We start from the raw sequence: 12,948 nt of genomic DNA on the forward strand, positions 1-12,948 counted from the left end.
GCCGCGCGAGCAGCCTCGGCGGTTACGGATTCGGGCGAGGAGGATGCAAGTGCCGCACTTGCTTCCGGTGCACAGCGCGCCGCACGGGACCAAGGTCGCCATCGTCGGAGCGGGCGCGGTCGGGTCGACGATCGCCTACGCCTGCCAGATCCACGGCGTGGCCCACACGATCGCGTTGTACGACACCGACGCGGCGAAGGTGCGGGCCCAGGTCCTCGATCTGCAGCACGGCAGCATGTTCACCCCGACCACCGCGATCGCCGGCAGCGACGACATCGGGGTGTGCGCGGACGCCGACCTCGTCGTGATCGCCGCCGGAGCCAGACAACGGCCCGGTCAAAGCCGCATGGAGCTCGCGGAGGCGAACGTCGCGATGTGCCGGGCGCTGGTGCCGCGCCTGCTGGCGGCGGCGCCGGAAGCGATCCTGGTCCCGGTCACCAATCCCGTCGACGTCATCACCCGCGCCGTGCTGGCCGTGAGCGGGCTCCCGGCCTACCGCGTCGTCGGCTCCGGCACCGTCCTGGATTCCTCCCGGCTGCGGTCGCTGATCTCCGAACGCGCCGGAGTCGGCGTGCCCAGCGTGCGTGCCTACATCGCCGGCGAACACGGCGACAGCGCGGTTCCGCTGTGGTCGGGAGCGTTCGTCGGCTCGGTGCCGGTCGCCGAGTGGACGATCGACGGCGCCCCGGCCTTCACCCCAGCCGTCCGCGACGACATCGCCCGGACCGTGACCAACGCGGCCTATGAAGTGATCGCGGGCAAAGGCGCCACCAACTACGCGGTGGGGCTGGCCGCCGCTTACGTCCTCGACGCCGTTCTCGGAGACCCGCGGCTGATCCTCCCGGTCAGCAGCCTCGTCCAGGACTTCCACGGCATCGACGGCGTATGCATGTCACTGCCGAGGCTGGTCGACCGCCGCGGAGCCGGCAGGCCCGAACCCGCGACGCCCTCCCCCGAAGAACTCGCCCGGCTCCGCTCCTCCGCCGGACAAATCCGCAAAGCCTGCCGCGACCTGCGCCTCTGAACACCATCGCGCTTTCGGCGAACCTCTGGCATCCGGCGCCGCGATCGCAGTCATCGCCGCGTATCGCTGGCGCCCGCATCTCGATGGTGCATCGCCCGATAACGACCGGGCGCATGACCGACCACCCGTTTGAAAGCGCGCGCGAACGCGAATTCCGAGTCGTAACCCACCTTCCGCGCGATCTGCCGCAGAGGAGCCTGGCCCTCGCGCAGCAGGCGCGCGGCCACGGTCATCCGCCAGATGCCGAGGTACTCCATGGGGGCGTGGCCGGTCGTCGAGGCGAATCGGCGGCTGAACCGGGCCCGCGGGACGCCGACGGCGTGTGCGAGCGCCTCCACGGTCCAGGGTTTGCCGGGGTCGTCGTGCAGGAGTGCGAGCGCCGGGCCCACCGCGGGGTCGTGGAGCGCGTGGGCCCATCCGACCAGCTGGTCGGGCTGGCCGAGGAACCAGGACCGCAGGGTGTAGGTGAACAGCAGGTCGAGCAGCGAGGCCACCACGGCGGGTGTGCCGCGGCCGGCGTGGTCGACTTCGGTGGTGAGCAACTGGACGGCGGCGGCGAGGCAGGTGCCGCGCATCTGGCTCGCCGTGACGTGGACGACGTCGGGCAGCGACGCGATGAACGGATGCTGCGGCGCCGGTTCGAGCAGATATGCGCCGCAGACCAGAACGGTCTCGGGGCCGTCGCCCTTGATGACGAGGTCGGTGGCGGACAGCTCCTCGAGGTCGGCGCCGAACAGCTCTCGTACGGTGGGAGCCTGGCGGCCTGGGGTGTCGGCGGCGACGTGTCCGGCGCCGGACGGCAGCAACGCGACGTCCCCCTGGGCGAGATGCAGCGGTTGTCCGCCGTCGGGGACGAGGACGCAGGAACCGGCGATCGCGACGTAGATCGTGGCGATCGAGCGCGACTCGAACGCGATGCCCCAGGGGGCGCGCAGCAGCGCCCGGCCGTAGACGACGCCTCCGCGCCGGAGGGCGGCGACGAGGTCGCCCACGACCTCGGCCACGTGGTCGCGTTCACGGCCGACCGCTTTCACCGCCATGCCCGATTCGCTCCGGCGCGGCGCCGATCGGACATGAATCTGTCGAGAGCTGTCATGGCGCGTGTCGGTGACCCATTCCTACGGTGATGTCGTTGCCGTTTCGACCCTACCTTGCGAGGAACGCGTGCCCGCCACAGTTCTTGTCCTCGGCGCGACCGGACGCACCGGGCGCCGCGTGGTGTCCTTGCTGGCCGAGCAGGGGCACGAGATCCGGGCGGCGAGCCGGACCCCGGGGAGCCCGGCGGGTCCGGTGACGCCGGTCCGCCTCGACTGGGACGACCCGGCGACCTACCGGCCCGCGCTGGACGGCGTGGACGCGATCTACCAGTGGTTCCCGATCAGCCCCGACCCCACGGCGGAGGTCGCGGCGCTGCTGGACGACGCCAAGGCCGCCGGGGTTCGCCGGGTGGTCCACCTGTCGAACATGGCGGCGCAGCTGTCCGCGGGCGGATTCGCGGCGCACGGAGTCGAGCGATTCCTCGAAACCGGGCCGGTGCCCGCGACGATCCTGCGTCCCAACGTCTTCGCCGAGAACTTCTCCGAGCACCCCGCGATCCTCCAGGGCATCCGCACCGGGGTCGTCTCGGTTCCCGCGGGCGACGGCCGGGTGGCGCCGATCTCCGTCGAGGACATCGCCGCCGTCGCCGCGGCCGCGCTGACCCAGGGCGGGCACCAGCACCAGATCTGCTCTCTGACCGGGCCCCATTCACTGTCCTTTTCGGACATGGCCGCGATCGTGGGCGACGCCGCGGGAAAACCGGTGCGGTACCAGGCCATGGACCCGGCCGAGTTCCGCGAAGCCCTGCTCGGCGGGGGCACTCCCGGCCAGGTCGCCGACTTCTACGCCGCCATGTACGAAGGCATCCGCAACGACTGCGCCGCCGACGTGACCGACGACGTCCAGCGGATCACCGGCCGGCTGCCGGTCTCCTTCGCCGACTACGCCCGCGCCGCGGCAGGCCTGTGGCGCTGATCAGCCCGCCGAGGTCAGAGACGGCCGAACGCGGGCGGGCGTTTCTGGATGAACGCGTCGATGCCCTCCTTCGCGTCGGGCGTGTCGAACAACCTGCCCAGCGCCGCTTGGTCGTCGCCGAGCGCCGTCGCCAGATCCTGCTCCGCTCCCTCGTCGATGCGTTGCTTCGCCGCCCGGGCGGCCTCGGCGGGCAGGAGAGCGAGCGTGGTAGCCAGTTCCAGCGCCTCCGCGGGCAAGCGGTCTGGTGCGACGACCTTCGCGACGACCCCACGCGCGAGCGCCTCGTCGGGGTAAACGGTGCGTCCGGTGAGGACCAGCTCCTTCGTCCACCTCGGGCCGACCTGACGGGCCAGCCGTTGCGGACCGCCTCCGCCGGGGATGAGGCCGAGTTTGATTTCCGGCAGGCCGAAGCGGGCGGTTTCCGAGCAGAGGATGACGTCGCAGCAGAGGGCGATCTCGAAGCCGCCGCCGAACGCGTAGCCGTTGACTGCCGCGACGGTCGGCTGCGGCAGTGCGCTGAGCGCGTCGAAGACCACCCGCGAACGTCGTTGGTATGCCTCGAATTCGGCGCGCGAGGAAGTGCCGTACTCGCCGATGTCCGCGCCCGCCACGAAGCCCCGCCCGGTGCCGGTGAGGATGACGGCGCGCACGGCTGCGGCGTCGCGCAGGGCCGTGATCTCGTTGCCCAGAGCGGCGATCAGCGAACTGGAGAAGGCACCGAGCTTGTCCTCGCGGTCGATCCGCAGGATCCGGACCGCGCCCTCGTCGCGCACGACCAGGTTGGGGTGGGCGTCAGTCATGGGCGGCACTCCTCGCAGCGGGCGTCGTGAAGCGGGCGATCTCTTCTTCGGTGAGCACCTCGCGCAGCACCTCCGCGGTGTGCTCGCCCGCCCGCGGCGGGGCAGAGCGGAGCTGCCAGGGCGTCTCACTGAGGGTGACCGGGCAGCCGATCAGCGAGATCGGGGAACCGTCGGGGCCCTCGGTGGTGATCAGCAGGTCCGAATCCTGTTCCTTCAGCTCGGCGACGGCCTCCTCGGTGGTCCGCACGCGCGCCGCCCAGAGTCCTGCGGCGCCCAGAGTTTGGACCCAATGTGCTGCTGTCTCCTGGCGCACAAGCGATTCCAGGCGACGCTTGACCTCGTCCCGGTCCGCCCAGGCATCGAGATCGGCGAGCGACGGGTCGCCCGCTACGTCCGCGACGACGTCCAGCGGGGCCATCGCCAGCGCGATCCAGCCGTCCTGTGCCCCGTAGACGCCGAACGGCGCCGACAGCCACGCCTGGCCGATGCCTTCCTCGGACCGGTCGTAGCTGCCGTCTTGGTTGAGGAAAGCGGAAATCTCCTGGCACTGCATGGCGATCGCGGTCGAGTACAGATCCACTTCGACGCGCTGTCCGATCCCGTGCCGTTCCCGCGCGACGAGCGCCGCGAGAATGCCGTTCGCGAGAGTGAGCGCGGTGGCGTGGTCGACGATCGCCGTCCCCGCGGGCGTCGGCGGGTCGCCGCGCCGTCCGGTGGCCGCCGCCAGTCCGGACATCGCCTGGATGAGGAGGTCCTGTCCGGGGCGGCGCTCGCGGGCGAATGGTGTGTCCTGTCCCCAGCCCGACCCGGAGCAGTAGACGACATCGGGCCGCACCGCGCGGATGTCGTCGTAGCCCAAGCCCAGTTTGTCCATGACCCCGGGACGGAAGTTCTCCACCACGACATCGCACGTCGCCGCGAGGCGCAGCAGGGCGTCTCGCGCGGCGGGGTCCTTCAGATCCAGTGCGAGCGAACGCTTGTTGCGGTTCATCGCGAGATACGCGGCCGACTCCCCGGCGACCAGGCCGCCCATCATCTCCAGCGAGCGTTCCCACTCCCCCTCGGGACGCTCCACCTTGATGACGTCCGCGCCGAGGTCGGCGAGCATCTGCGTCCCGTACGGGCCGAGCATCATCTGCGTGAAGTCGAGGATGCGGATCCCTTCGAGCGCCTGGGTCATGCGTCTGCCTCCTTCGTCGGCGGCTCGGGCGCGACGGAAGCACGCAGGGCCCGCCGGTCGAGCTTGCCGTAGTGGTTGCGCGGCAAGCTGTTTCGCACGTGGACGTGCCGCGGCTTCTTGTACGAGGCGATGGCGCCCGCGCACGCGTCGCGCAGGGTCGTCGCCAGGGTTCCCGGGTCCCGCAGGGCGTCGTCGCCGACGACCACGAACGCGTGCACCGCCTCGCCCCACTCGGGATCCGGCACGCCTGCCACGGCGACGTCGGCCACGCCGGGGACCCGCTCGATGACCTGTTCCACTTCCCGCGGCTGGATGTTGTACCCGCCGGAGACGATGACGTCCGAGCTGCGCCCGGTCAGGTGCAGATAACCGTCGGCATCGACACGAGCCAGGTCGCCGGTGGCGAACCAGCCGTCGGACAGCACCTTCGCGTCGAGGTCAGGCCGCCGCCAGTAGCCCGGCATGACGACGCTGCCCCGCACTGCGAGGACGCCGTCATCGACGCGGTGCTCGACGCCGTCGACGAACCTTCCGGCTGAGGTGAGGCGGCTCGAATCCGAGCCGTCGTGATCGGCCGGTGTCAGCACGGAAAGCGGCGCGAGGGCTTCGGCGAGTCCGTAGAACTGGGTGAGCACGCCCGGGAACCGGCGGGACGCGCGGACCAATACGTCGGTGCTCACGGAGGAGCCGCCGTACGGGAGGCAGCGGATGTGCCGTCCGCTGGCGGGTCGTGCGGCCGCCGCTTCGACGAGACGGGCCAACAGGACTGGCACGAGCGGCACGATCGTTCCCTCGTACCGGTCGATCAGGTCGAGGACGGCTTCGGCGTCGAATCGCCGCTCGATCACCGTCCGGGCGCCTTGGATGAAGCAGTCGAGCGCGACCGATCCGGCGAAATGGGCTGCCGGGGCTGCGAGGACCACTGTGTCCGCTTCCGTCACGGGAGGCAGACACGCGAGCGAGTGCCGGGTTCGCGCTACCCAGGCGCCTTGCGTGACCACAGCCGCTTTCGGCGCGCCGGTCGTGCCGGAGCTGTACATCAGCATTGCGACGTCGTCGTCTTGCGGGCGCACCAGTGCCGTCGTCTGCGCGTCGCCAAGGGCGGGCGGACGGTCGGCATCCAGGCCCACGACGAAGGTGCGAGCGCCAACGTCGTGGAGCGCGGCCTGCAGCAGGTCGGCTTGTCCGGGGTCGGTGCACACCACGGCCGCCTCTGCGTCGAGGCAGATCGCCGCGACTTCCCGGACGTGGAGCCTCGCCGAGACGGCGACCCGGACGAGGCCGAATCCGAGCAGGGCTTGATCGAGCAGCCGGGTCGTCACGCCGTTCTCGAGATGCACGACAACGCGATCTCCTTGGGCAGCGCCATGTTCGAGGAGCAGGGCGTGGATGCCTCGCGCGAGCCTGGCCGTTTCGGCGAACGTGAGCCAGCTTCCGTCGTGAAGCAGCGCGGGCGCGGCCCCGCGTGCTTCGTAGGTGTGTTCGAGGAGCTCCGGCAGAGTGTCAGCCGACATGCGCACCGGACCACAAGTTGTTGAGGCGCACCACGATCCGCGCGTCGTCGGCTCCTCCGCGGATCATGTCGTGCAGCGCCGACGCCGCCACGCGCTGGTACCGCGGGTAGGACGGCACCCGAGGGCGGAGGAACGACTGCTGCATAGTCGAAAGCGTGCTGCTGAAGAATTCTCCGGCGAGCGGGTCGTGCCAGGCACGCGCCGCGGCGGGTTGACCCCCTGCTGCCAGGCAGATCCCGGCCTGCACTTCCGGCGAGGTGGCGAAAACGACGAAGTCCGCGGCCTCCTGCGGCCGGGCTGATCGTGCCGACACGGCGAGACCGACCCCGCCGGCGAGCGACCCGGTGGCCGTCCGCCCGGCCGCGACCGGCGCGTCCGAGAACACGACGCGCCGGTCCAGTGCGTAGGTGCTGTAGCCGAAGACCAGCGGCGTGTACCGCGCGGGCCCGGTGCCTGCGAGTTCGTCGAGCACCTGGATCGGGTTCGCCTCGAACGACCTCTCGGGCAGCAGTGCCAGCACCTCGCGCAGCAATGCCAATGCCGCCAACGCGGTGTCGGCGTCCAGACCGTCGTCACCCCACCAGCCAGGCAGGTCGCCCGGACGGACGGCTTCGCACATCGACAGCAGAGTGCCCCACAGATGCGTGGGATTCGCGGCGAGCAGAGTGCGGGCGGGCCCTAGCTCGGCCAGGTGCGCGAGGACGTCCGGCCACGTGTGCGGGAGGTCGGTCCCGGCCCTCGCCGCGCTCACCATGCAGGCCGCGTCGACCGGCAGGGCCAGGAGCCGGTTCTCCCACACATAGCTGCGCAGGCTCGGCCCGACGTAAGCCGTCGCCCGCTTCTCGAGGATCTCCGACGGCAGCGGCGCGAGAGCACCGGCGCGCGCGGCGTTTCCCACGTGCGGATGGTCGATCGCCAGGATGTCGAACTCGTCCGCCAGTTCGGCGAGCGGGACGTCCTCGAACTCCTCAAGCGACCGCGCGGTCCACTCGACCGAGATTCCCGTGCGGGCCTCGTATTCCGCGGACGTGCGGACGATGGGGTCGATGGCGCGGGGGTGGTCCCACGTGAGCCCCCGTAGGCGCGTCATGGCCTGGTTTCTCCTGTCAGTCGTGATGAACGGGGCTGGACGGGCGCGCTGCCTGCGGCTCCGGATTACGCGTGCGGTGGCGCTGGTGGATGCCGACCGCGACTAGCCCGGCGATCGCCACGACCTGCAGCACGACGAGGTAGTACGCGGGCGCGAGGAGCGATCCGGTGGACGACACGAGCGCCACCACGATGTACGGGGCCACGCCGCCGAACGCCGCGTTCGCGACCGCGTAGACGATGCTGAGGAACGAGGTCCGCACGCTGCCCGGGGCGAGTTCCGCCAGGAGCGCGGGAGTCGGGCCGGCGACCAGGCCGAGCGACGCGGCGAACAACAGCACCGCGGCGCCGATCGCGACGGTCGATCCCGCGATGAGCAGCTGGTAGCCGGGGACCGCCACGACGGCGAGCAAAACCGCGCCCGCCAGCATCACCTTCCAGCGCGCGAACTTGTCGGACAACCAGCCGCCGAGGACGACGAACGCCGCGTACGCGCTGAGGCCGACCAGCGACGCGGTCAGGCCCTGGCTGATCGGACGCTTCAGGACGCCCTCGAAGAACGTCGGCAGGAACTGGAGCGTGACGTAGCCGCCCGCCGTCCACGACACGATCGCCGCCGTGCCCGCGATGATCATGCGCCAGCTCGAGCGGAAGACCTCCTTGATCGGAGCCTCCTCCAGCGTGCCGGTCACCTGAAGCTCGGTGAAGGCGGGCGATTCGTCGATCCGGCGCCGGATGTACCACCCCGCGAGGCCGAGCGGCAGCGAGAGCAGGAACGGGATGCGCCAGCCGAAGCCGTGCAGGAACTCTTCGCTCATCGCCGAGGTGAGCGCGGTGCCCAGACCGGCCGAAACCGCCAGCGCGGCCACGATGCTCGCGGGCTGCGCCGAGCCCATCAACCCCCGGCGGCGGCGGTCGGCGGACTCGAACAGCAGGGACGCCGCTCCCCCGAATTCGCCGCCCGCGGAGAACCCCTGCACGAGCCGGAGGACGGTGAGCGCGATCGGTGCCAGCGCCCCGATCTGGTTATAGGTGGGCAACACGCCGATCAACGCGGTGGCGACCGCCATCATGAGGATCACGACGGACAGGACCCAGCGGCGGCCGTGCCGGTCCCCGAGATGCCCGAACACCAGCGCGCCCACCGGCCGCAGGACGAAGGCGGCCGCGAAGATCGCCAAGGTCGCGAGCAAGCCCACGAACCCTTGGCTTTCCGGGAAGAAGACCTTCGCCAGAACGGCGGAGAAGTAGCCGTAGATCGCGAAGTCGTACCACTCGACGAAGTTTCCGGCGACGGCGGCCGCGACGATCCGCGGCCTGCTGCTGGGTGAGGTCGGCATGAGGCGTCTTCCTTGACGTGGGGGGTCCGGCGAGCACGAACAAGGCGACGGTAACACGTGTTACCACCCTGGCAAAGAGTCAGCATCGGAGCCTGCTAGCGAATCGCGGGGCTTCGGGGTCGCCGTCAACGAGCGGCGGAACCGCCCGGTGAACTGGACGCGCGCGGCGGTGCCGTGGAGTCGCGCGCGACGATCCGCGGCTCCGGTTCCGTGACCTTGACCTGCTTGTCCACGGCCTGGCCGTCGAGCAGCTGCATCGCCGTCTCGACCGCGGCCGCGCCCATCTCGCGCAGCCCCATCCGGACGACGGTCAGCGCCGGTTCGAGGTATGCGGCGTAAGGCATGTCGTGGAACCCGACGATCGACAACTCCCCTGGCACGTCGATGCCGAGTTCCCTCGCCGCGATCAGCGCGCCCACCGCGGCCTGCACGCTGTGCACGACAATGCTCGACGGCAACGGCCCGCTTTCCGCGAGCCGGAGCAGTGCGCGTCGTCCGGACTCGGGCTCGTGGCCGCCGTCCCCGACCCAGCGGTCGTCCAGTTCGAGGCCCAGTTCCCGCAGTCCCGCGACATGCCCGTCGACCCGGTCCGCGCCGCGCTGGGTCTCGCCGTCCAGGTGCAGCAGGCCGATCTCCCGGTGCCTCAGGTCGGCCAGGTGCCGCACCGCGAGCATTCCGGCCGTGTGCTCGTCCGCGCTCACGCTTTGATAGTCGGCGGAGCGCTCGTTGACCAGAACCGTCGGGATGCGCGCGGCGGCGGAGTGCGCGATCGCGGCGTCGGACTCGTCGCCCGCGGGCAGGAGCAGGAGAGCGTCGATCGCATCGCTCGCGACAAACCGGCGAAAGGTCGCCGCGTCCCGGTGCAGCTCGGCGGCGTCGGCCAGCATGAGCACCGAGCCGTGCCGGTTGATGGCTTCCTGCGCGCCTTTGATGACCTCGCTGTACACCGGATTGCTCAAGTCGTGCACCGCCAGTCCGATCGCCCCGGCGCGCGACGCGCGCAACGCCTTCGCCGCGTGATGCGGGATGTACTCCAGCTCAGCGGCGGCCGCCAGCACGCGCTCGCGGGTCTCGGACCGGACCCGCAACGCCTTGTCGCCGTTGAGGATGCGCGAAACCACGGCGTGGGTCACACCTGCCAGGCGCGCTACATCCTTGATTGTGGGCACTCGTCGATCGTAACTGCCTTGCGGCGGGGCGCTTGCTGCGCGGAGGGCCAGGGGCCGGCACCCGGACGGAGCCCGGCAAGAGGCTCCGTCCAGGCAGTCCGATCAGCTGTGCAGGTAGTGCGCGTCCCAGCCCTGCAGCGGGGCCAAGTTGTTGCACTGGCCGACAAACGTGTAGACGCCCTTCTTGTTCACCTGGTCCAAACCGAACTGGATGCAGGTGCCCAGGAGGCGGTTGCGGATGGTGCCGTCGTCGTAGAAGACCCACTGCTGTTCGGCTCGGCCGTTGCAGCCCCAGCCCTCCAGGCGCGGGGCCGGGTCGCCCAGGCCGGTCGCCGAGGGCGACAGACAGCGGCCGTCGTTGGTGCTGTGGATGGAGCCGTCCGGAGCGATGGCCCATTGCTGGTTGTAGCTGCCGTTGCAGTTGTACGTCCAGACCTTGCGGCCGTCGCCTCTGCTGTCGTCCGAGTCTTCGTCGATGCACTTCGTGCCGTTGAAGTAGTACGAACCGAAAGCGTAGTAGCCGACTGGCTGCACCGGCTTGGGCGCGGTCGCGGGCGCCGCGGATGCCGGGGCCGCGGTGAACATTGTGCTGGCCAGGGCCAGGGCGCCGACTGCGCCGGCGAGGAGTTTGCGCTTCGTCATGGCTTCTCCATTCACATCGGGATGTCAGCTGACATGAGTGTTGCCGATCACTCCATTCATCTCAGCTCATGGCAGATCCTGGATGACGGGACGGCCGCTGTCAACTAAGATGAATCCGGAAGCCGGACATGTTCACGCCAGCAGAGGAAGACCGACGATGGCCTCGCTCGCCGAGAAGATCGAGAAGTTGTTCGACGTCGTGCGCAAGCCGGACCGCGTTCAGTACTCCAGCGAAGAGGTCGCCAGCGCTTGCCGGGAGGCGACGGGCGAGACCTTTTCGGCCACCTACCTCTGGCAGCTGCGCACGGGCCGCCGGGACAATCCCACCAAGCGGCATCTCGAGGCGCTGGCCGGGTTTTTCCAGGTGCCGCCCGCGTATTTCTTCGACGACGAGCAGAGCGCGCGGATCGCCGAGGAGCTCGAACTGCTCGGCGCGCTGCGCGACGCGGGGGTGCGGGACGTGGCGCTCCGGGCGGTGACCTTGTCCAGGGCCGGGCTGGGGACCATCAGCGACATGATCGACGCGATCGCGCGAAGAGAAGCCGGCGAGTAAGGCGGAACTGGGGGGTCGGTTCGTGGATCGCAAGCTGTGGCGAAGATGCCGGAAACTCGCCGACGACCTGGAACTGCCGGAGCCCTTCGACCCGGCCGAGTTCGTGCGGGGAGTCGCCGCGAGCCGGGGCCGGCCGATCGAGCTGCTGCCTGCCCGGGCGGTCGTCGGCGGTCCGTGCGGGCTGGTGATGTCCACCGACCGCGCCGACTACATTCTCTTGCCCGCCAACACTTCCGCGCTGCACCGCCAGCACATCCTGCTCCACGAAATCGGGCACCTCGTGTGCGGGCACTCCGGGGGCGGCGACGTGGACGTCGGCGCGCTCCTGCCGACCCTCTCCCCCGAACTCGTCCAGCGCGTGCTCGGCCGTTCGGTGTACACCGAGGTGCAGGAGCAGGAGGCGGAATTGCTGGCCACCCTGGTCGCGCACCGTGCGGCTCGCGGGCGCGAACCGTCTGCAGGGAACGCACGCGGTTCGCGCGGGCTGGCGTTGGTGGAGCGGTGGTTCGGGTGATCGAGGCGATCGGGTACTCCGGCTGTCTGTGCGCACTGCTCGCAGTCGCCGCGAAGGTGGAGTCGCGCCGTCCTGCTCCCCCGCCCGGGATCAGGTACCTGTGCATGTTCATCGGGTGCTTGGCCGTCGGCATGACGCTGCTCGCCGTCCGGGGCGGCAATACGGCGGGCTTGCTCGGCGACGAATTGAAGCTCGCCTCGCTCGCGTTCCTCGTCCTGTTCGCGCGATCGTTGTCGCCGGGAGAACCGACGCGGCGACAGGTCCGCGGCACCCTGCTCGTGACCGGCGAGATGCTCGCGGTCAACGCCGTTCTGTTCGCCGCCGCCGATGCCCGCGAGGTCGACGGGAACACCGTGGTGAGCGGGTCCGGTGTCCTGCCGTTGCTGATCTACTACGTGATCTACACCTTGGCCGCCACGTCGGCGTTGTCGCTGTTCATCGTCCTGATCCGGCGGTATGCCAAGCGCATGGCTCCCGGTTCGCTGCGGCGCGGGCTTCAGTTGATCATCGCTGGCGCCTCGGCTGGCCTGTTGTGGACAGCGTGGGCGGTCGAGGACATGTACAGCTTGCTGGCAACCGGCCAGGTCAGCGCCGCCGAGGACACCCCGTCGGTGCTGCTCGGCGCGGTGGCCGTGACGCTCGCCGCCGCCGGCGCGACGCTCTCCGTGTGGGGGCCGCGGCTGGGTGCGCCCGTGCGGTGGTTGCGCGCCTACCTGGGCTACCGCCGCCTTGGTCCTTTGTGGACGGTGATGCGGGAGGCGGTGCCGGGCATCGTCCTGAACACCGGCGGCGGGGTGCATTTGGCTCTCTACCGCCGGATCATCGAGATCCGCGACGGCCACCTCGCGTTGCGGGAGCACTTCGATCCCGCGGTGGCCGAACGGGCGGCGTACACCGCACGGCGTACGGGCATCGCCCCGGATCGGGTACCCGCAGCTATCGAAGCCGCTTCGATCGTCGCCGCGCTGGCCGCTCACCGCGAAGGCCGCCGGTTCGGCACCGCGGCGGACTATCGGCCGCCCCGTCTCGCACCCACCATTGCGGCCGAGACCGCTTGGCTCACTGCGGTTTCCCGGGAGCTCCGCTGGCCGGGCGTGTCCTGACGGCACC

Annotated in this window: 13 protein-coding genes; 5 read left to right on the plus strand and 8 right to left on the minus strand. The window is 70.4% G+C overall.

Going from position 1 to position 12,948, the window contains the following annotated elements:
• Positions 1-49: 49 nt before the first annotated feature.
• Positions 50-1,024, plus strand: a complete 975-nt coding sequence (locus ACWDNU_RS15495; protein ID WP_449669292.1) for a lactate/malate family dehydrogenase — start codon at positions 50-52, stop codon at positions 1,022-1,024.
• Between the two features lie 50 nt (positions 1,025-1,074).
• Here ACWDNU_RS15495 and ACWDNU_RS15500 read toward each other — a convergent pair whose 3' ends face one another.
• Positions 1,075-2,064 carry an AraC family transcriptional regulator gene (locus ACWDNU_RS15500; protein WP_449669293.1) on the minus strand — a complete coding sequence of 330 codons (990 nt, stop codon included), beginning with the start codon at positions 2,062-2,064 and terminating at the stop codon, positions 1,075-1,077.
• Between the two features lie 124 nt (positions 2,065-2,188).
• On the opposite strand from ACWDNU_RS15500, the gene ACWDNU_RS15505 reads away from it, so the two are divergent.
• Positions 2,189-3,037, plus strand: a complete 849-nt coding sequence (locus ACWDNU_RS15505; protein ID WP_449669294.1) for an NmrA family NAD(P)-binding protein — start codon at positions 2,189-2,191, stop codon at positions 3,035-3,037.
• 14 nt (positions 3,038-3,051) lie between these two features.
• Here ACWDNU_RS15505 and ACWDNU_RS15510 read toward each other — a convergent pair whose 3' ends face one another.
• The 7 genes from ACWDNU_RS15510 to ACWDNU_RS15540 all read right to left on the minus strand — a co-directional run bounded on the left by ACWDNU_RS15510 (position 3,052) and on the right by ACWDNU_RS15540 (position 10,771).
• Complete coding sequence (locus tag ACWDNU_RS15510; protein ID WP_449669295.1) at positions 3,052-3,837, minus strand: enoyl-CoA hydratase/isomerase family protein; 786 nt, start codon at positions 3,835-3,837, stop codon at positions 3,052-3,054.
• A complete protein-coding gene (locus ACWDNU_RS15515) occupies positions 3,830-5,017 on the minus strand; it encodes a CaiB/BaiF CoA transferase family protein (protein ID WP_449669296.1) in 1,188 nt (395 codons plus the stop codon). Before ACWDNU_RS15515 ends, ACWDNU_RS15510 begins: the two co-directional genes overlap by 8 nt.
• Positions 5,014-6,531: a class I adenylate-forming enzyme family protein gene (locus tag ACWDNU_RS15520; RefSeq protein WP_449669297.1), complete on the minus strand. Its 1,518-nt coding sequence runs from the start codon at positions 6,529-6,531 to the stop codon at positions 5,014-5,016. Before ACWDNU_RS15520 ends, ACWDNU_RS15515 begins: the two co-directional genes overlap by 4 nt.
• Complete coding sequence (locus ACWDNU_RS15525; RefSeq protein WP_449669298.1) at positions 6,521-7,621, minus strand: extracellular solute-binding protein; 1,101 nt, start codon at positions 7,619-7,621, stop codon at positions 6,521-6,523. The genes ACWDNU_RS15520 and ACWDNU_RS15525 overlap by 11 nt, the downstream gene beginning before the upstream one ends.
• Before the next feature lie 16 nt (positions 7,622-7,637).
• Positions 7,638-8,960, minus strand: coding sequence for an MFS transporter (locus tag ACWDNU_RS15530; protein WP_449669299.1), 1,323 nt, complete (start codon positions 8,958-8,960; stop codon positions 7,638-7,640).
• Between the two features lie 125 nt (positions 8,961-9,085).
• Positions 9,086-10,129 (minus strand): LacI family DNA-binding transcriptional regulator, encoded by a 1,044-nt coding sequence (locus ACWDNU_RS15535; protein WP_449669300.1) that lies wholly within the window; start codon positions 10,127-10,129, stop codon positions 9,086-9,088.
• A 102-nt stretch (positions 10,130-10,231) separates the two neighbouring features.
• Positions 10,232-10,771, minus strand: coding sequence for a ricin-type beta-trefoil lectin domain protein (locus ACWDNU_RS15540; RefSeq protein WP_449669301.1), 540 nt, complete (start codon positions 10,769-10,771; stop codon positions 10,232-10,234).
• A gap of 157 nt (positions 10,772-10,928) precedes the next feature.
• Here ACWDNU_RS15540 and ACWDNU_RS15545 point away from each other — a divergent pair, with 157 nt between their 5' ends.
• From ACWDNU_RS15545 to ACWDNU_RS15555, 3 genes are read left to right on the plus strand one after another with little or no spacing between them, the layout of a single operon-like run.
• Positions 10,929-11,324 (plus strand): XRE family transcriptional regulator, encoded by a 396-nt coding sequence (locus tag ACWDNU_RS15545; protein ID WP_370936754.1) that lies wholly within the window; start codon positions 10,929-10,931, stop codon positions 11,322-11,324.
• Between the two features lie 22 nt (positions 11,325-11,346).
• Entirely contained in the window at positions 11,347-11,838 is a 492-nt protein-coding gene (locus ACWDNU_RS15550; RefSeq protein WP_449669302.1) for a hypothetical protein, read from the plus strand.
• A complete protein-coding gene (locus tag ACWDNU_RS15555; protein ID WP_449669303.1) occupies positions 11,835-12,941 on the plus strand; it encodes an MAB_1171c family putative transporter in 1,107 nt (368 codons plus the stop codon). The genes ACWDNU_RS15550 and ACWDNU_RS15555 overlap by 4 nt, the downstream gene beginning before the upstream one ends.
• Positions 12,942-12,948 lie beyond the last annotated feature (7 nt).

The sequence above is a fragment of the Amycolatopsis sp. NPDC003676 genome (assembly GCF_053587275.1).